Here is a 19,376-nt window from a genome sequence, read left to right as displayed (position 1 = left end):
ATCTTTGCGAATTTTATAGACTTAACTCATAAGGTGAATTGAAAACGTTGAAGTAGACCTAGTCATCGCAGACTAATTCATAAGCTTAGTACAAAATAGTAAAATCAACTGATTTTCTACGCTAAGGATATTGTTATGTTGCATATCAAATTATATGGCTTTGGCTTAAGTTAGAATATCTAACATATAGAGAAAATCATTATGTGTTTTTCAGCCACGGCATCGTTCGGATCAGCGGCTCTGCTTATTGTCGGTGGTGCCTTGTGTACAACACATGCTATGAAAAATGATAAAACCTATTTATTACTCGCAGTTACCCCCTCCTTTTTGCGTTACAGCAAGCAAGTGAAGGGGTAGTATGGATTGGATACAACGAAAATTTAGTGTCACTGACGGCAGCGTCTTCTATTTTTTACTTATTTTTTGCTCTATTTTTTTGGCTTGTCTGGATACCAATCGTTGCCTTTAGTCTTGAGACAAAAAAATGGAAAAGAATTTTCTTTATTATATTAACAATCATAGGTTTTATTTTTGGCTTATATCTTTGGATACCCATCCTATTAGAAACAGGACCAAGACACTTAATAAAAACGAGCGTATGCGGCCATAGCTTATGCTATATCACATCCGATTACAGCTTGTTCGCCATTACAACTGGACATATTATCTATTCTTTACTTGGATTTTTATTTTTATTATCGAGCAATCGAATTTTTATAAAATTTTGGGCACTTGTCATGGCACTAGGTGTTATCGTTTATTTCACTCAACGCGAAACATGGGTATCAACCTGGTGCTTCTTTGCTGCGATATCCACATTATGGATTTATTTTTTATTAACAAATGATTATAAAGCAAAAATAAATAAATAGACTTTATAGCGGTAGTAACAAAGATAAATAGGGTCTCAACATTAAGGATAATATTAAAAACACTTATTTTATGAGCAAAGGTTCATTAGAGAGCTCCCCTTACCCAAACTCAAATGACCAACAATAAAAGACATGCTCAAACGTGACAGTAACTGGAGGCCTATGATCAGCTAAAAGCTACCTAAATATCACTACTATTTTTGTACTTGGTATGGATTTTGATTTACTTAAATATCTGGTATCTACCCTGAATTAGTCCATCAATACTCAGCTGAAGTTTGCCCTGGTTATGAAATAGACAGACCCAACTTCGTTTACCATAGTACCTTTAATCGGTTATATCAAAATGGTTTTGTGTTTGAGGCCAGAACTAGCGGTGTAAACATTTATGGTATCGTCAAATAAAACTCAAAACATCTTTGGGAAAGTTGGCCTCAATTAGTAGAGACAGATTTGTCAGCTATATAAATTCAAAAGCTAAACAACAACTCCACCGGAAAAATCCAGCATTACCCTTTCCCATAAATTTCACCAAACAGTTTGTTCCATGATTCGGTCGGTGAACCTTATCCACAAACACGACCGTGAAAACCACTATTTCAATGAATTTTACGAGAGTACCGAGTACTTTTGTACTATCAATTCAAAATAAGCCCAAGTACACATTAGCTAGGAAGACAAAAAAACATCCTAGTAACATATCTTCTACATCAACGAATATTCTAGGCTTATCGTAAAATTCAAGCGATTTCCAGAGAAATAAGTAGTACAAATGATTGAATTACATGTGTTTTAAAGGGGGAATTGAGCTATTTGCCCGCACAAGGCTTTGAATAGCATTGAAATATATGTATAAAATACAAGCAGAGCGTTATCCTTCAACAATATAAAAAGCAAAGAGTAAATAATAATGAAAAGAAGGAGCTTTCTTAATCTTTCATTTGGCCTGGCAGCATTATTGCAATCGAAGCTCACTGCAGCATTAGCTGAATCGCAAAGTTCGTTTAATTTTTTCAGTTCACCGAATTTTGTAAATGTAAATGGAATTAAGTTGGCGTACTATGAGAAAGGAGAAGGGGTTCCTGTAGTGTTTTGTCATGGATTTCCAGAGCTGGCTTTTACTTGGAGACATCAAATTGAGACTCTCTCGATAAATGGATATAGAGCAATTGCTCCAGATTTGCGCGGATATGGCCTTACTCAAAGCCCTAACAATATTGAGGATTATACCGTACCTAAAATCTGTGATGATTTAGTTGGTCTGTTAGATCATTTAGATTTAGACAAGGCTATTTTTTGTGGTCATGATTGGGGTGGTTTTCTTGTACAGTCAATAGCATTTTTGTATCCGGAGCGCTGTTTAGGAGTTATTAATATTGGTGCACCACATGCATTTCGTCCAGAATACGCAGACGAACTTCCTTCTGAATCTGTACCAGTAATAGATAAGGTAGCCTTCAATCAATTCTTGCAAACACCATTAATTTCCGAGAAACTTCTTAATGAAAATGTTGAAAAATTTTTTACAACATTTATGCGAAGTAAATTCTTTCATGCTTCATACTTAAGAAGTCTTCCAACTAGCTCGGCTGAAAGAAAAATGGATTTGCCTAAGATTCTCAAAAAAGAAACCTTCCCTGGCGAACCGTTTCTAAGCAATGAAGAGCTTGAATTCTATGTTCGCGCCTTCCAAAAAAGTGGGTTCAATGGGAGTATCAACTGGTATAGAGCTATGGAACTTTCATGGCACGAACTCAGCAAGAAAGGTGGAACCTATGAGGTTTGATCCTACCCATCAACAACGAACACACCACTAAGCGACTAGTTGTTCCTCAAACGCCTCAGGGCTGAGATAGCCATTGGCGCTGTGTAAGCGATTTCGATTGTAGTCTATCTCTATATACTCAAATACGGTTTCTCGCATGAGGCACCTTGTAGGAAAGCGGTTACCATGGATTGCTTCTACCTTAAGTGAGTGGAAGAACGTTTCTGCACAAGCATTATCATAGCAATTACCTTTGGCGCTCATGCTGCACCGCAGATCATACGCTGTAATTAAAGATTGATAATCTTTAGAACAATACTGGCTTCCCCTGTCAGTATGCACGATAACATTCGTAGGTTTCTTACGTCGCCATAAAGCCATTTGAAGGGCGTCACAGACCAATGTAGCCGTCATCGTTTCTGACATCGCCCAACCAATAATCAGCCGACTATATAGGTCTATCACTACAGCCAGATATAACCAACCTTCTTCCGTTCGTAGGTAGGTAATATCCCCAGCCCATTTCTGATTCGGCGCTTCAGCATTAAAGTTCTGCTCAAGCAAATTTGGAGCTACTGGCAGACCATGTTTTGAGTAGGTTGTGGCTTTATACCTCCTGCCTGCTTTAGCCCGTAGGCCCTGTCGACGCATGCTGGCAGCAATTGTTTTCTGATTATATTTACTCCCCTCACTGGCCAACTCCTTCGTCAGACGAGGGGCGCCGCTACGTTCTTTGCTGGCTATAAAGCGCTGCTGTACCAAGCTATCGAGCTGCATTCGGTACTGCTGGTGCTTGGATTGGTCAGCCGATCTTGAAACCCAGTTATAAAAGCCACTGCGAGATACGCCCAATACCTTGGCCATCGCTTTGATGCTGAATTCATGCCTGTGCTTTTGCATGAAGGCGTACCTCATTTCAGGCTCTTTGCAAAGTACGCTGCGGCCTTTTTTAAGATCGCCAGCTCCTCTGCCTGCTCAGCCAGCTGCCGCTTAAGTCGAGCATTTTCTGTGGCCAGCTCTCTCTCCGCATCCCCTCGGCTCTGATGTAACTTAGACTTACTTCGCCATCCGTAAATCTGGGAAGGATGCAATCCAAGCTGTTTAGCGGCAACGCTTACCCCGACCTTGAGCGCCAGTGCTAGGGCATCCTTCCTATACTCCTCTGAGTATTGTTTACGAGTGGTTTTGGTTGGTTTATTTGATCTTGTCATAGAGCACCTCTGCTGCGTAGTTTATCGCTTAAGAGAGTGTCCATCGTTGATGGGTAGGATCAGTTGAGTTCCCATATCTTTACCTGTGGCCAAATGAAGACCCCATTAATCAGCTAGGTCTCAGTGTTAACATGGAGTCATTCATACACAAATTAGAAAGTGTGGAACTTAAGAATTGCGGCCATTTCCCTTCTGAAGAAAACCCCGAAAAGTTAAGCGCTGAGATTTTAGTGTGGTTACAAAAAACCTTTCCACGATAAGTATAACATTGCGCTACAAACTGACAGCTAAACCTTATGTACGGTTGCTGCGCTTTCATTATCGCGTATATAACATCAGATTTGCCCTTGGCTAAACATTACGGTAGTTGGAAATAGTGTATAGATTGATCGCATTAAGTAACTTATTTCTTGTGAATTTTACATGGTCAGACTGGCCATTGTTACTTGTTAGTCTTTTAGATTCGTTTTATGGTCAACCTCCTTTTTTTAGGGTATTTGGGTCAGCCTTATATGGTTGTATATCAATTTAGCCATCCGTTAGAGGTGGTCCTTTGGGGTTATACTGACATCGAAGTGCTAATTTATCAAAGTTATTAGCTTACAAATACCTTTACGATTTTCTAATCTAAACACCGATGGCTCCGGTTTGATATCCGACCAGGGCGAATGGTTTTAGTTGCATCTAGTTTGGCTGAGGTGCCCTGAGGATTCGGTGAATCTTCTTACTTAGAATGGGCTGTAAGTAGTAATAAACTGACCACCCTTGCCTACACACAGATAAACTCTACTTCAAATATCCCTATAGATTCAATTAGTACACTTTTCAGGTAAAGAGGTCTTAGTTTTTTAATGAGCCAATAATACCACCCTCATCTACAACACCACTTAGGAAATATTCTTCCGGCCTCGCATAAATATCAACGAAGTTGCTGTTGTTATCCTTGCCGATATTGATCTCTCGAGGCTCTTTAAGATAGCCTACATACGCTGGTTCGTGGCCCACATAGATACACGATTTATGTCTATAGACAGCTTATTACGTTCGTACTTGTTAGAACTCTCTACAACTCGGTGTTCTAACAAGCTGCGGTAATCAAGGCCACAAGTAGCCACCGATGATGGACCTTTATTTATTAATAGAAAGGATTTCCAATATTAGAGACAGACAAATATCACAAATGTAGTCTAGGGGAAAATTATACGGATTATTACTGTAATCTAGACTCTAAACCATTAGTGTTGAATTAGGATGATTAGTATGCAAACATCAGAAATAGCGTTACTATCTATAATTTTGGTATTTCCTTTAGCAGATTTACTCTTAGAGAAATATAGATTTAAAAGTAAAAGTCAAGAATATGTAAAGACGGCAGTGATATTGTGGGTCATCACAGGCTTCTTGTGTTATTGCTTTTTTGGAGGCGAATTAAGCATTCAAGCTCCAGACGGTCTCCCTGCCTCTACTTGGAAGATTTATTTTGCCATTTCTATTTTTATCGCATTTCTTGCATATTTTGTATATTTAATCTCCTCCATAAATAACAACGAACTTATTAGGCAACAGGTTCTAGGTCAACTACAAAATGGCAGCAATTCTCTTGTCGATCTACTGCCAAAATCACGGAAGGAGCTTTTACTATTCACTTTCCTAGTTTCGGTTACTGCCGGGATATGTGAGGAGCTGATATTCCGCTGGTATTTGTACAGCTTTCTTGAGCAGCAAACCAATTGGATAGTTGCCATTTTAGGCAGCAGTATGATTTTTGGGTTATGGCATTTCTACCTTGGCTGGAGACATGTTCTCAGAACTGCTATCATTGGCATCGTCTTTTGCGGTGTATATCTGTACTTTGAGAGTATTGTGGTTGCAATCATTGCCCACATAATAATAGATGTATATTCAGGAACGATCGCGTTCTATGCGAAAAGCAACTCAAACCATGTACCAATCAAGGGCTAAAGCCCAAAAACTACTTACTCAATCTTTTTATATACTCATAGGCGCCATTGCTTTATGTAATTGTATTTTTTAGTAATCGTCAACATGTTGATACTTAGTGTAATGCAAGTTACGTGTTACTTTGTTATCGATTTAAATTTCAGTGCTAGCAAAGTGAAGAAAAACTGGAGTGAATGGAATCACCCCCTCTAAGAGCCATGAATGCTTTTGAGAATTAATGTATACTTAAGGGAAATAAAGATTATGAGATTTTAAGGAAGAAAATGAATATAAACATCAGTGTTTTGGGAACATTCTTTATGGTATGGGTCCCCCTAGCAACGACTCTTTCAATTTATCTATGCGCGAGAAAGACAGACACGCCTATCATTGGTTCCATTTTAGGTTTTCTAACCTCATTTATCCCTCCGCTTTCTTTGATATATCTTGCAGTGCTTGTATTGAAGAGCGACATCAATAAATCATCGTAATACCTAAAATTATACGTACGCTGCGTAGCCTGACATTTCTGATATGCCTGCATATAGATCGCGCACTAAATGTACTGTGACTTTACCGCAGTCGTGGTGGGAATGCCTCTATTTTGTTATGGTGTAGCACACTTTAAGTGTTAAATACAAGATCAGTACAATTCTATGAAAAAGATAGTAATTTCATTCTTAACGTTACACACCATTTACATATTAGGGTTCTTCACTCAGGCCTTGACCTACTCCCAGCTTGGGATAAAGCTAAACAAGTAGCTATATGCACCCTGGATCAGGCATCTAGAATTAAATAACCCTATAAGATTGTCTTACAGCAAAAGCGTAGAGTTCTGGTGTTCTCATCTTGAGGGCTGCAATTATATGGAACCCAGCATTTAGCTCGCTACTATGGTATATTGCTGGTAATCCTATACAGGCCAACACCGACCAGTTATAATTTTATGAAACTCGAATTTATTTTACCGAACATCAAGAGTTTATATTTTATACTGTCCTTTTTATTTATTTCCGGGTGTGCCTCAACCCCAAACATATATGAAAGAAACGCGAAAGCTAACGAACTTGAAGCTCAAGCAGAGGAAGCTAGGGTCCGCAATAACTATTCTATGGCTACACAACTAGACAAAAAGGCCGAGAACCTAAGAGAAAAAGACATTATCAACAAAGAGGATATCGTTGCAGATATTTTCTCCGGGCTTTTTCGGCGATTGCTGGGAGGAAATTCCAAGAGTGACAAAAATGCTTGGCAATAAAGCAACGCACTAGTACATATCGTTGTCAGCAAGCGCTAGGTAGTTCACTTGATAAAGTACTTATCTGTATTAATTTTTGCTATTTCACCTGCTATAGCGCATACAGCTCAAGATCTATATGCCGAGATTCTAAACGCAAGAGTAAGCGGAAGTTTAATTAGCCCCTTTAAAGAATTTTCACTGCAAATTTCCCTCTCACCAGATGATAATTCCGTTAGTTATATCGACCTCAGTATTGATGAACGCCCCGTGAAGATATCCCTCCCTGAAAAATTCAATGTAAGAAATGTATTGTTATCTTCTCTCGAGATCACTCATAGTCCGATACATGCACCAAATGCGGGGGCTGATGGTATAATCGGAGTTGGGCCGGCTTATCTTAAAATCAAATATCGTTACTATTCAGCTGAGCACTGTGAATCTGGAACAGGCGAGATTTCAATATCCACGAGAATGGATACCTTAGTATACGAGGTTGATGGCGAGTGTTTAGATAATTCACTCGCCTAAAAAACATCCAACACTACTGCACAGCTAAAAGTATACTTCACTCTGGACTGGCTACCGGTTAGTGTAGTGATAACTATGAACCCGAAAGCTGCCCTAATCGTTTACAGGCCAAACTACCGGAAAACCCGTGCTCCCTATACTCTCTATAGAAAACCTGCAGTGCCGCTACGGTGAACAGGTAGTTATCGAATCGGTCTCCTTTGCTTTACAGGCAGGGGAAATTGCCTGTTTGTTGGGCCCCAGCGGCTGTGGCAAGACAACACTGTTGCACGCCATCGCTGGTTTTCAGCCGGTCGCAGCGGGGAGTATCCAGCTATCCGGGGAAGTGATTTCCTCCCGTGAGAAACAGATTCCCGCGGAGCAACGGAATATTGGGGTGGTATTTCAGGACTACGCCCTCTTCCCACACCTTACCGTTGAACAGAATATTGCCTTCGGTATCCAGTCCATGCCGAAAAGCAAGCGGCAATCCCGCACCCAGTCTTTGCTAAAGTTAGTGCGTCTGGAAGGCTTCGGGCAACAGTACCCACATCAGCTCTCTGGCGGTCAGCAGCAGCGTGTCGCTCTGGCTCGGGCACTGGCACCGCGCCCCAAGCTGTTACTCCTGGATGAACCCTTCTCCAACCTGGATACCGAGTTGCGCCGCAGTCTCGCCGCCGAAGTCCGCCATATACTGCGCGAAGAGAAGATCCCTGCAATTATTGTTACCCACGACCGCCATGAGGCTTTTATTGCCGGAGATAAGCTGGGAGTACTCAGCCAAGGCCAATTACAGCAGTGGGACAGCCCTCAAGACACTTATCAAACACCTAGAAACTTGGCAGTTGCAAGGATTGTTAGTGAAGGGAATATCATTTCCGGTACTGTTGTGGGCAATGACCTAATTAGCACCCCTCTGGGGGAAGTGAAGGTGCCAACAGCTGCATACGAAAGTGGAGATCAGCTCGAACTGTTTGTGCGCAGTGAGGATATTGCCGCAGGCGAACATCCCAGTGCTGTGATGGCTCAGGTTGTGGAAAAGAATTTTCTCGGCAACCAGGTGAGCTATCGCTTTCAGCTAGCCGCAGGGGAAACTGTCGAGGCCGCTTTGAATGCAGATGTTCAAGCCGCTCCCGGTGATAAACTTCCCCTGTACCTTTCCTCTGCTCTGGTGTTTGACCAGGCCCGATAAAAGCTATCAGGACAGGGCGGGCGCTTCTGAGTCCGCCACGGCTGTGCGCTCCTCACCCCTGCGCCAACCAATGGAACGGCTTAGTAAAATCACCGGTATCAATCCCACCAGGACAATCAATAAAGCCCCTAGAGCCGAGCGCTCCAGCATCTCATCGGAAGCGAACTGATAAACATAAGTCGCCAGGGTGTCAAAGCCAAAGGGGCGCAGTAACAAAGTCGCCGGCAGTTCTTTCATACAATCCACAAAGACCACCAAGCTACCCGTTAGTAGACCTGTACGCACCAAAGGTAGATGTACAGCCCACAGGGTTTGCCAGCTATTGCGTCCCAGGGAGCGGGCAGCGCGATCCATTGAAGGGGTTACTTTCTCCAGGCTGGATTCTATGGCCCCTGTGGACACTGCCAGGAAGCGCACCGTGTAGGCAAAAATAATGGCGAAAATACTGCCGCTTAACAGCAGCCCTATGGAGATATCAAAGTGTTCACGTAAAAAACCATCCACCGCATTATCAAAAGCGGCCAGGGGAATCAGGACACCAATCGCCAGTACTGCCCCGGGCATTGCATAACCCAGCTTGGAAAAGCCGACCAAGACCCGTACGGATCTTTTGGGTTGCAGTCGCTTACCGTAAGCCAACAGCAGGCCCAGCAGTACAGAGACCAGTGCCGCTGCGATTGACAGCAACAAGCTATTGCTGGCGATCTGTATAAAATCTTCGCTCCAATAACTGGAGAAGTTGCTGAGTGCGTAACCTCCCAGAACCAGCAGGGGAATAATAAAACCGGCCACCAACAGTAACCCGCAGAACAATAGGGCTACACCGGATCGCCAGCCGCGCAAATCATAGCGTTCACGCTGGGAATTTGGCGATTGTACAAAGTGCTTCTGTCTCGCCCGCCCCATTCGCTCCAGCGTAATTAACAGAACAACAAAAATCAGAGTGCTACAGGCAATTTGCGCCGCGCCTCCTAAATTGCCGTGGCTCAACCAGGTATCGTAAATTCCGACACTCAAGGTGCGTACGGCAAAGAAGTCCACTGTGCCGAAATCATTCAGGGTTTCCATCAATACCAGTGATAAACCCACCGCAATTGCCGGGCGTGCCATTGGCAGGGATACGCGCAAGAAGCTCTGCCAGGGCGTACAGCCCAATGACCGGCTCGCGGCACGTATACTGCCGCACTGCTCGATAAAGGCTGCTCGCGCGAGCATATAGACATAAGGGAAGAGCACCAGTGACAGCATGGCAATCGCCCCACCCATGCTACGGATCTCCGGGAACCAGTAATCCCTGGCTGTCTGCCAACCAAACCAGGCGCGTAGGGACTTTTGCACAGGGCCCGCATATTCCAGCAAGTCCGTGTAAACGTAGGCAATCACATAGGCGGGAACAGCAAACGGCAATAACAGCCCCCACTCAAACAAACGACGCCCGGGGAACTGGCACATGCTCACCAGCCAGGCACTGCCCACGCCTGTTATCAGTGTTACCAAACCGACACCGCCAGCCAGAATCAATGTGGAGGACACATAGTGAAACAAAACCGTGTCCACCAGGTGCGGCCAGATATTTTCTTCAGGGAAAAATGCCAACCAAAAAATGGATAGCACTGGCAGAGCTACCAGAAGGGAGATAGTAGCTACCAATAGCAGCCAGCGGGAAGCTGATAAGTTTGCTCGGTTTAGCATGGATTAAGGAATCAAAAGCTCATTATAAAAGAACGGCCCTGGTCTCTCGACAGGGCCGTTCGAATAAGGCTGAGATAGTGCTGTCAATTTACTCGGCAGCAATTCCCATTCAGTTAACCATTCTAAAAGTCAAAGCGTACTTCATCAACCATGCGGGAAGCCGCTGGAACGTAGGAGCCGATCTCCGTGAGACTCAGATCGTCTTCTTTAAACTCACCCATATACTCCTTAATCAACTCAGAGCGGGCAGTGCCAGGGCGTACCGGGAACTCAAAGTTTTTCTCAGCGTAAGAGTATTGAGCATCGGCGCCGCTGAGGAATTCCAGCAGCTTAACGGCATTTTCACGGTTGGGGGCATGCTTAGTCAGCGCCGCACCGGAAATAAACATATGGGTACCGCGATCTTTCTGGTTAGGGAAGACCAGGTTTACAGACTTGGCCCAATCCACCTGCTCCGGCTGCTCCTTATTGGTAATCATTTTACCGAAGTAGTAGCTGTTACCCAGGGAAAGGTCGCAGACACCTTCGCTAATAGCTTTAACCTGAGCGCGGTCATTACCCTGGGGCTTACGCGCCAGATTCGCTTTCACACCTTGCAGCCACTCTTTGGTTTCTGCTTCACCGTGATGGGCGATCATGGAGGCGATCAGGGACAGGGTATAGGGGTGCTTGCCGCTACGAGTACAGATTCGGCCCTTCCACTTAGGGTCTACCAACTCTTCGTAGCGAGTAATTTCACCGGGCTTAACGCGGTCTTTGGAGGAGTAGATCAAACGCGCCCGGGTGGTCAGGCCGAACCAGTTGCCAGCCTTATCGCGAAATTGTGATGGGATATTGTCTTCCAGGATTTCACTGCTTACCGGTTGGGTCAGCTGCTTATTAAGCAGATCCATCAGGCTGCTGGTATTGGAAGTCAGGACCAGGTCAGCGGGGCTGTTGCGCCCTTCCCTTTGCAAACGCTCGTTCAAGCCTTTGCTGGCGTAGACCACTTTGGCCTCAATACCGGTTTTCTCGGTGAACTCCTTTAAGATCGGCTCTATAAGGAAAGGCTGTCGGTAGGAGTAGATATTTACCTGCTCGGCCGCACTGGCACCCACAGCACCCAACAAGCCGGCTACAGCCAGCACTTTTTGAAATAGAGCTCTGGTAGACATTATCGTAGATCACCCTTGGATTAAACGAGAAACATTCTCATTTGATTTAATGGCAATGTCAATAAAAATACATATGACCTAAGGCGATAAGGCAAAGTCGTCAATTTCCTCCTATGCTTAGGCTTGATACCGCCACCCATAGAGGTCCTATGTACCGCTTTGGCCCTTTAATAGCACTGATCTTTGTCCTCTGCAGCTGTGGGGGCCCGAAGGACTCCAAGTCACCTGCAACCCCTCCTGCAGATGAGTCGGCTACCAGCGCCATGAAGGAGCCCATTGCCCCACCGGGCAATGGAGCGGAAGCGGAAAAGAAAGCTGCAGCTATATGCACCCCGGAATGGTTTGCCTGGGTTCAACAGCAAGTGCTTGCCCAGCAAAATGGCGATATGGCGAAACTATACCCGTCCGGTATGCCGACTACCGGTAGTGAGGAATGGTTCACAGCCATCACCCGGCTCAGCAGAGCCAATACCAACGGTCTCAAACCCGGAGGAATGGAGTGGTGCGAGGCAATCCAGAAGCACCTTACCCAGGGCAGCCCACAAAACCCGTTGTAAGTGCCTGGAGACCAAACGCAAACGTATCAGTTTTTATTTTACAGTTTGGAAATACCGATCGCTCGGTTAAGGGAAGATTTGATTCATAGGATACTGCGATTTAGCAAATAGACAGCGAGGTAATAGCACCATGCAACCTATCAGCAAGTTGTTGCTGGCCTTTATCGCCGCAACAGCACTACCCTATGCACTCGCCAAAGAAAAGCCCCCACCCGGAGCTATGGCCCTTTCCACCGTATTGACCAAATTGGAACAGCAGGGCTACACCCCAATTGTTGAGGTCGATCTGGACAAGGGTAAGTGGAAGATTGAAGCCTATAAGGGTGACCAAAAGTACGACTTGCACGTAGACCCCAACTCTGCGGAAGTTTTGTCGGAAAAACCGGACAACGATTAAGGATTACTGTCCTCATTCCGAGCTATCCTGACAGGGCCGGCTGCCAAAGCCGGCCCTAACCTATTCTGCTTGAACATAGTGATGTAATCCGCGCCATAAATTGCGATGGCAAAACAAACTTGGCCATTCCCCGGATAAAATTTGTTCTCCGATCATCAAAGGAATTTACCGGATTGGTCAATCACTCCGATTCAATTTCGTTTAGTCTTTCTGAGATCAACGCCACAGGATAATAAAATGACAACACAAACCCTGACCCGGCAGGATGCAGACAAAGCGGTACTGCAAAACTATCTGGACAAACAGCGCAGTGCCTACCTGGCCAACCCGGCTCCCAGCTATCAGCAACGTGTGCAGGATCTTAGAACCCTTGCCCAGCTCCTGCGTGAACAGCAGGAATCCATTATCCAGGCAATTAGTAACGACTACGGCAATCGAGCCAGGGAAGAGATACTGCTCTACGATATCTACCCAGCGCTCTCCGGCATTAAAGAGACTATCAAGCGCCTAAAGAAGTGGATGAAACCCAGGGGGCGCCATACAGATTTTAAATCCTATCCCCTCTCTAAAAATCGTGTGGTCCCACAACCTCTGGGGGTAATTGGCGTCATAGTGCCGTGGAACTTCCCAATAAACTTAAGCTTTTCACCACTGACCAATATTTTCGCCGCAGGCAATCAGGCGATGGTCAAGATGTCCACCAATTCCAAGCACCTTGCAGAATTACTCAGTAAAGTCTGTGAACAATACTTCCCGGAAGAAAAGCTGGTTTTTATTCCCGATGCCGATGAAATAGGCCCGGTATTTTCCAGCCTTAAATTCGATCACTTAATCTTTACTGGCTCCAGTAATACCGGTCGTGCAGTAATGCGCTCCGCCGCAGAAAACCTAACTCCAGTCACATTGGAGCTTGGAGGTAAATCACCGGCAATTGTTGGCTCGGATTACCCGGTTAAGAAAGCCGCCGAGCAACTAATTTACTGGAAGCTGGTAAACGCCGGGCAGATCTGTGTCAACGTGGATTATCTTTTCTTGCCGGAGGAGCATCTCGAAGAGTTTATCGAGCACGCAAAACATTATGTTCAGAAGCGCTACCCCAACTTAGATGGCCAGGATTACACTTCTATTATCGACGACACATCTTACCAGCGAATCTGGGCAACCCTGGATGACGCCAAGGCTAAGGGTGCTAATGCCATAGATTTAAGTGCTGGCAAATTGGATAGGGACAATAAACTGCGAAAATTCCCTCCGCATATCCTGACCAACGTAGACGGCGAGATGCTGGCAATGCAGCGTGAGATTTTTGGCCCGCTATTGCCGATTATCACTTATTCCAAGCCAGAGGAAGTTATTGATTATATTAATGCTCGCCCCAGACCCCTGGCGATTTACCCTTACACTCACGACAAAACCTTACAAGATTTATATATCAACAAGGTAATGTCTGGAGGCGTGTCGGTAAATAATTGTGTACTGCACGTTGGCCAGCACGATATTCCATTTGGCGGCGTTGGTGAAAGCGGTATGGGCCACTACCATGGCTACGAGGGATTTTTGACCTTCTCTAAACTTCGCCCCATCTTCTATCAGGGCCCAATCGATCTATTAAAATTACTGCGGCCTCCCTATGGCAAACTCTCAACTCGTGTTATCGATTTTATGCTAAAGCTTACACGCTAGGCTCCCTAGGTCCGGCAATATCTGTTGCCGGGCCATTCACTGCTATAATCGCACTCAGGTAAGACCGAAATCACTACAGCCCGCTGGCACTGCGATAATCCCTAGTCCAAACTAATACTATGGCTTGTTAGCAGTATGGAGCCGTAGATGATTTTTCTTACCGCCATAGCTTTAGTTGGCAATCTCACTAACCCAATCCCCCCGGCCTCGATCCCAATAAACCCGCCCCCATCTACGACAGCCCCGACCTTTACGGAGCAGAACCCTCGGTCATTGCCTTGGACTTATCCACTATTAAAGCGAAACTGCATGGTCTAGGGTTCAACCCCATCACGCATATCGAATTTGTGGGCGGAAGATGGAAAATCCAGGCGGTCTACGGAGGAGAATTGAGGGCTCTGGAAGTGAATCCGGACAACGGAATAATTATTGCTGACCGACCAGCCAATTAATCGCTGTTTAAATGTTAAAACTAAACCTCTAGGTCCAAACGGGTCACAAAAATTTACAGTGATATGCAAACATTGGTTTTTAACTAAGGGATCTATTCAGTGAATAGAGTCCCGGTATTGCAATGGTGTCATTCCTTTCCAGCCCCGGTAGGCCCGAATAAACGAATTGGGTTCTTTAAATCCCAGCATAAAAGAAATCTCACCCAAATGAAGGCTGGACTTGGCGAGGTAGTGATCAGCCAAACTTGATCTAACTCCCTGTAATACTGTCTGGAAGGATTGATTTTCCTCCCCCAGTTTCCGCTGCAAAGTCCTTTTACTGATAGCTAAGCGTTCAGACACCGCTTCGACAGAACTCTCACCGGCCGGTAGTAACTCCATCAATACTGAACCTACCCGCTCTCCCATTGTGGCTTCGCTATCCAGATCCTTGAGCTGTTGACTCAATTTACCTTCAAAGAAATCCCACATAGGGGCATTGGCAGTCAGAAATGGCTTTTGTGCATCTTGCGCTGAGAAACAAATTCTCACCCGGTCTGACTGCTTAATTGAACAACCAAAAAACTCCCGATAAGGCGTTTGATCTTCAGGCAGCTGCGGTAGTGCCAATTCCAATGGTTGAATTTCCTCCCGGGTTCCCAACCGAGCCAGGCGGATATAGAAAATTAATTCGCTCAGGCCCAAAGCTTCAGGAATATTTCCATCACTTCCATAGCACTCTAAATTGAGCTTGGTGTACTCATCAGTAATATCCAAGTGCAATTCCATGGGGCCGATCAATGGTTTGTATTGCTGTATCCGCAGTAGAGCTTGATTCAGATTTGCACTGCACAGGCTCGCAAATATGGGAGGGTCAAACGACTCAGCCGAAAGGTGCTCCGCCAGTAAAAGTGGTAGTGGCCGATCCTTAGAGGCCCGATCAATACCACACCAAAAACGGAAATATTCCACCGGAGAGAGTGTCACAGCCTCCCGCTGTAACAGGTCCGCAGGTAACCCGGCATAAGCAAGAGCCAGCGCTGTATCGATATTCATATCGTGTAATATCAACTTCCAGCTGGGAGGTACCAGGAATTTCGCTGCACGTTTGATCATTATCGGACCTGCCTGCAATTAAGACTTTTCCATCGTCTGACGGGAAAACTTCAGTACCATTTTACGGGGCAGTAAAGGCATTATCCAATTCAGAAACAACTTGAGCCGTGTCTCATTAAAAGCAACCAGATCTCCCCGCTCCATTGCCTGATAGCCACATCTGGCAACAGACTCAGCCGAGCGGGCATTTTTCCAAATATCGACACCCTGAAGATCACCAGCCGCCACAAACCCTGTTGCAACAGCACCCGGGCACAAAGCCGTTACTGTTACACCTGTGCCTTTCAACTCTTCCGCCAGTGCCTGGCTAAATGAAGTTACATAGGCTTTAGTTGCGTAGTAAACCGCCTGTAAAGGGCCGGGAATAAAAGAGGCTGTAGATGAAACATTAAGAATATGTCCACTATTGCGGCCAACCATCCCCTTTAAATACAGGTGGGTGAGATTGGTAAGGGAAACCATATTCACCTGCATCATACCCTGCTCAGCTTCCAAATCCCTTTGATGGAAAAGACCATGACCACCAAAACCCGCATTGTTGATTAGAGTGCCAATCTCCACACCCTCACTTTGGGTTCGCTCAAAAATTCTCTGCGCGGACATGGGGTCAGAAAGGTCCTCGGCAATAACCATTGCCTGGATACCAAACTCCTTCTCCAGCTGCTGTTTGAGTGCTGAAAGCTTCCCTTCAGACCGGGCAACCAAAACCAAGTTGCCACCCTTAGATGCATGTATCCTGGCCAGTTCAAGGCCGATGCCACCAGAGGCCCCAGTAATAAGTGCCGTTTCCATCTATCTGTCTCCCAAGCGTTAATCTTGAGATCAGTATATGATCAGAAGGCGCCAACTAAGAATCCGATGATGCCAAGTGACTATCCAAGTATGCCAAAAACCATATTGGTAGTTCTTCCATCAAATGGGAAATTAATCAGTCCGCTTTGAGTCCATAAACGGGCTGGATAAAGTCAGCTCTGTTCCACACCAGTAACAATTGGCCCTTTGCTTTCTCACCTTATGGCCACAAGAAGGGCACTCTTTCAGGTTACCAGTGGATATTTTTCCATCGCGCTTACCATCTCGCAGATCAATCTGCCCCATTTTTTCAATAAGTTCGGCCTCGGTTACCCCTAATTTTTCCGATAAAAGCTCCCACATAGCCTGATTCGCCAACACTAATGTATCTATACGTCCCTGAATATCACCGACTTCCAGTTCCAGGTTAGCGGCCATCTGCTTTGCATTTTGAGCTCGATATCTCGCATCATCGATTTCTCGCTGCTGAAAATAATCCCAAATAGTGTCTAACATTTATTTCACTTCACTTAAAAAATCAGAATAAAAAATGGATCAAATCTGCATTTACGATTTTCGTTTAATCAAAATTATTAACAGATATATCAAACCAAATAATGTCCCAAACGGAAAAGAGCCAATCCAAATCAGTGAGAGTATTAAAGAATACCAGAATAACCACTTAGGGAACCTCTGAATAATTCTGAGTCAATTTGGTAATATTCACCTACCCATCAAGACTACGATGAATCATGCACCAAGTCACCTTTGCCGAAGCAGAATATAAGCTAAAGCGTCGTATAACTCGCCGAGAGAAGTTTCTTTCTCAAATGGAAACCCTCGTCCCATGGCAGCGACTAGAAGCTCAGATCACTCCTTGTTACCCACAAGGTAAACGTGGCCGACAGCCATATCCATTGAGTGTCATGCTTCGTATTCATTGCATGCAGCTATTTTACAATCTCAGTGATCCCGCTATGGAAGATGCACTGTATGAAATTGAATCCATGCGTAGTTTTGCTGGATTGACTTTGAGTAGCCCAATTCCCGATGAAACAACGATTCTTAACTTTCGCCACTTACTGGAGCTCAATCAGCTAGGTGCAGCTCTTTTTGATGAAATCAACAAACACCTTGCTGAGAATGGGATGGTACTGCGTGAAGGCACGATTGTAGATGCCACTATTATCTCTGCGCCAACTTCAACTAAGAATGAAAAGAAAGAACGTGACCCGGAAATGCATCAAACAAAGAAAGGCAATCAGTGGCATTTTGGGATGAAAATGCATATCGGGGTTGATGATGTGCTCGGAGTAATACATAGCATAGATACAACAGCAGCGAATTCGCATGATGTCACAACCACAGAGCGAGTTCTCCACGGGGAGGAGAAAAGAATCTGGGGAGACTCTGGGTACATTGGTGCGGAGAAACGTGAAGAGTTGAAAGAGCGGGAGGCGGATTGGTATATAGCAATGAAGCCGAGCAAGCTAAAAACTCTTCCAGGGCGTGATGCACTCCGTAAAGCGGAAAAGATCAAGGCGCAGATAAGAGCGAAGGTCGAGCACCCCTTCCGCTACATCAAACGGGTATTTGGTTATGACAAGGTCCGCTATCGGGGACTGGTAAAAAATACTGAGAGGCTGTGCTTACTGGCAGGCTTTACCAACTTATTAATAGGGAGAAAATACTTGGCTGCCTAGGGGTGGTTCGCCTGAAACCCACCTATTGAGGGTTTCAGATGAAAAATTAGGGGACTATTACGCGAAAATTACGCGTTTGTGCGTAATAAAGTGAATTTTTCAAGCAGCTCAGCTTAATTCTGGAAAAATGCTTCGTTGATCAGAGGATCCTTAGCTCGAAAAGACGATAAAAACAAAGCAGTACAGGAAATCAACAAGCCTGGAGCAGACAATAGACCTCCTATAACAAAATTAGAGAGGGATTGGCTCATCATGCCTGCCATTACTTCAGGGGATGTATCAAGTGATTGGGCGATCTGAGAAGTTTCCCAAAAACCCAACATTCCCAAATAAAAGAACACAATAATCGGGGTTTGAAGAGCAGTACCCAATATAGAAAGAGCGCTCCCCAACCTAACCCGCTTATTTCCCTCCGGGCAAAGCTCACTTTCCGGGGAGCTATATATGCCTTGTTCAAAACTCATTTTTACCTCAGAAAACATCACATCCTTCATCAAGGATTTATAAATTTTGTCCCTTTATTAAAGCGGTAGCGGTTGCCCTAGCAATTAGTTTCCCCTCTTGAAGAAGCTCTCCTTCCAGAAAGCAGACAGTTCCACCTCTAGATACAACTCTGCCAACACCCTCAACTGGCCCCACTTTAGCTGGGCGAACAAATTGAGTCTTTAGCTCTAATGTCGGAGCAAACTGACCAATATTCAGTGAAAATACAAGTGCAGGACCCATTACGTCGTCGAGCATTGCACATAGAAACCCACCCTGTATTGTTCCCGCAGGGTTTAAGAATGACTCACCGGCAAAAAATCGGGCTTTGATCTCCATTTTTTCACGTGAATAGCTTATTAACTCAAATCCCAGAGTTTTCGCACACTCAGGTACTGTCAAATCTCCCGACTCGACCATTTCGTAGATATCCATATTTCCGCACCGATTTCATTCTATATTTGTTATTTCAACTTAAGTCAGATTCACCATCACTTACCAGCCCTGCTCCACTCGATTTTACTGCTGCCCTGTATCACACCAAGTTCCAGCAGTTAAGTGCTCTCATCTACGCCAATTCACACCTTGGATAAATCTGCCCCCAGTAAACCACTTTCAACAAGGCAAAAAAAAGCCC

The 19,376-nt window shown here is 44.9% G+C and carries 18 protein-coding genes and 1 pseudogene; 10 read left to right on the top strand and 9 right to left on the bottom strand.

Annotation, left to right across the window (positions count from 1 at the left end; all coding sequences use genetic code 11):
- Positions 1 to 383 precede the first annotated feature (383 nt).
- Together QT397_09125 and QT397_09120 are read left to right on the top strand one after the other, a co-directional pair.
- The gene (locus tag QT397_09125; GenBank protein ID WNZ57481.1) at positions 384 to 872 is read left to right on the top strand and encodes a hypothetical protein; all 489 of its coding nucleotides are present in this window, start codon (positions 384 to 386) and stop codon (positions 870 to 872) included.
- 910 nt (positions 873 to 1,782) lie between these two features.
- Positions 1,783 to 2,658 (top strand): alpha/beta hydrolase, encoded by an 876-nt coding sequence (locus QT397_09120; GenBank protein WNZ57480.1) that lies wholly within the window; start codon positions 1,783 to 1,785, stop codon positions 2,656 to 2,658.
- Between the two features lie 27 nt (positions 2,659 to 2,685).
- Here QT397_09120 and QT397_09115 read toward each other — a convergent pair.
- Positions 2,686 to 3,848 (bottom strand): IS3 family transposase gene (locus tag QT397_09115; GenBank protein WNZ57479.1). Its coding sequence is split into 2 segments (ribosomal slippage): positions 2,686 to 3,590 and positions 3,590 to 3,848, totalling 1,164 coding nucleotides; the frame shifts between segments, so codons are not numbered across the junction.
- A gap of 840 nt (positions 3,849 to 4,688) precedes the next feature.
- Positions 4,689 to 4,853, bottom strand: a complete 165-nt coding sequence (locus QT397_09110) for a hypothetical protein (GenBank protein WNZ57478.1) — start codon at positions 4,851 to 4,853, stop codon at positions 4,689 to 4,691.
- Positions 4,854 to 5,108: 255 nt separating this feature from the next.
- Here QT397_09110 and QT397_09105 point away from each other — a divergent pair, with 255 nt between their 5' ends.
- The 4 genes from QT397_09105 (at position 5,109) to QT397_09090 (ending at position 8,731) form a co-directional block, all read left to right on the top strand.
- Entirely contained in the window at positions 5,109 to 5,810 is a 702-nt protein-coding gene (locus tag QT397_09105; protein ID WNZ57477.1) for a type II CAAX endopeptidase family protein, read from the top strand.
- Between the two features lie 928 nt (positions 5,811 to 6,738).
- The gene (locus tag QT397_09100; protein WNZ57476.1) at positions 6,739 to 7,050 is read left to right on the top strand and encodes a hypothetical protein; all 312 of its coding nucleotides are present in this window, start codon (positions 6,739 to 6,741) and stop codon (positions 7,048 to 7,050) included.
- 48 nt (positions 7,051 to 7,098) lie between these two features.
- Positions 7,099 to 7,560 (top strand): hypothetical protein, encoded by a 462-nt coding sequence (locus QT397_09095; GenBank protein ID WNZ57475.1) that lies wholly within the window; start codon positions 7,099 to 7,101, stop codon positions 7,558 to 7,560.
- Positions 7,561 to 7,687: 127 nt separating this feature from the next.
- Positions 7,688 to 8,731 carry an ABC transporter ATP-binding protein gene (locus QT397_09090; protein ID WNZ57474.1) on the top strand — a complete coding sequence of 348 codons (1,044 nt, stop codon included), beginning with the start codon at positions 7,688 to 7,690 and terminating at the stop codon, positions 8,729 to 8,731.
- Between the two features lie 6 nt (positions 8,732 to 8,737).
- Here QT397_09090 and QT397_09085 read toward each other — a convergent pair whose 3' ends face one another.
- On the bottom strand, positions 8,738 to 10,423 hold the full coding sequence (locus QT397_09085; protein WNZ57473.1) for an iron ABC transporter permease: 1,686 nt from the start codon (positions 10,421 to 10,423) through the stop codon (positions 8,738 to 8,740).
- A gap of 122 nt (positions 10,424 to 10,545) precedes the next feature.
- Positions 10,546 to 11,577, bottom strand: a complete 1,032-nt coding sequence (locus tag QT397_09080) for a Fe(3+) ABC transporter substrate-binding protein (protein WNZ57472.1) — start codon at positions 11,575 to 11,577, stop codon at positions 10,546 to 10,548.
- A 149-nt stretch (positions 11,578 to 11,726) separates the two neighbouring features.
- Between QT397_09080 and QT397_09075 the strand changes: the two genes are divergently transcribed.
- The 3 genes from QT397_09075 to QT397_09065 all read left to right on the top strand — a co-directional run bounded on the left by QT397_09075 (position 11,727) and on the right by QT397_09065 (position 14,214).
- Entirely contained in the window at positions 11,727 to 12,134 is a 408-nt protein-coding gene (locus QT397_09075) for a hypothetical protein (GenBank protein ID WNZ57471.1), read from the top strand.
- A gap of 130 nt (positions 12,135 to 12,264) precedes the next feature.
- The gene (locus QT397_09070; GenBank protein WNZ57470.1) at positions 12,265 to 12,531 is read left to right on the top strand and encodes a PepSY domain-containing protein; all 267 of its coding nucleotides are present in this window, start codon (positions 12,265 to 12,267) and stop codon (positions 12,529 to 12,531) included.
- A gap of 237 nt (positions 12,532 to 12,768) precedes the next feature.
- Positions 12,769 to 14,214: a coniferyl aldehyde dehydrogenase gene (locus QT397_09065; protein ID WNZ57469.1), complete on the top strand. Its 1,446-nt coding sequence runs from the start codon at positions 12,769 to 12,771 to the stop codon at positions 14,212 to 14,214.
- Positions 14,215 to 14,762: 548 nt separating this feature from the next.
- On the opposite strand, the gene QT397_09060 is transcribed toward QT397_09065, so the two are convergent.
- The 3 genes from QT397_09060 to QT397_09050 all read right to left on the bottom strand — a co-directional run bounded on the left by QT397_09060 (position 14,763) and on the right by QT397_09050 (position 17,069).
- Entirely contained in the window at positions 14,763 to 15,761 is a 999-nt protein-coding gene (locus QT397_09060; GenBank protein ID WNZ57468.1) for an AraC family transcriptional regulator ligand-binding domain-containing protein, read from the bottom strand.
- Between the two features lie 18 nt (positions 15,762 to 15,779).
- The gene (locus tag QT397_09055) at positions 15,780 to 16,553 is read right to left on the bottom strand and encodes an SDR family oxidoreductase (protein ID WNZ57467.1); all 774 of its coding nucleotides are present in this window, start codon (positions 16,551 to 16,553) and stop codon (positions 15,780 to 15,782) included.
- Positions 16,554 to 16,685: 132 nt separating this feature from the next.
- The gene (locus QT397_09050) at positions 16,686 to 17,069 is read right to left on the bottom strand and encodes a zinc ribbon domain-containing protein (protein WNZ57466.1); all 384 of its coding nucleotides are present in this window, start codon (positions 17,067 to 17,069) and stop codon (positions 16,686 to 16,688) included.
- Positions 17,070 to 17,305: 236 nt separating this feature from the next.
- On the opposite strand from QT397_09050, the pseudogene QT397_09045 reads away from it, so the two are divergent.
- Positions 17,306 to 18,285 (top strand): annotated as a pseudogene (locus QT397_09045) (IS5 family transposase).
- An 84-nt stretch (positions 18,286 to 18,369) separates the two neighbouring features.
- Here the strand turns inward: QT397_09045 and QT397_09040 are convergent.
- On the bottom strand, positions 18,370 to 18,720 hold the full coding sequence (locus QT397_09040; GenBank protein WNZ57465.1) for a hypothetical protein: 351 nt from the start codon (positions 18,718 to 18,720) through the stop codon (positions 18,370 to 18,372).
- 37 nt (positions 18,721 to 18,757) lie between these two features.
- On the bottom strand, positions 18,758 to 19,174 hold the full coding sequence (locus tag QT397_09035) for a PaaI family thioesterase (GenBank protein WNZ57464.1): 417 nt from the start codon (positions 19,172 to 19,174) through the stop codon (positions 18,758 to 18,760).
- Between the last annotated feature and the right edge of the window lie 202 nt (positions 19,175 to 19,376).

Origin of the sequence: Microbulbifer sp. MKSA007, assembly GCA_032615215.1 — a bacterium.
Taxonomy (GTDB): domain Bacteria; phylum Pseudomonadota; class Gammaproteobacteria; order Pseudomonadales; family Cellvibrionaceae; genus Microbulbifer.
This window is presented reverse-complemented; position numbering and strand designations above follow the sequence as displayed.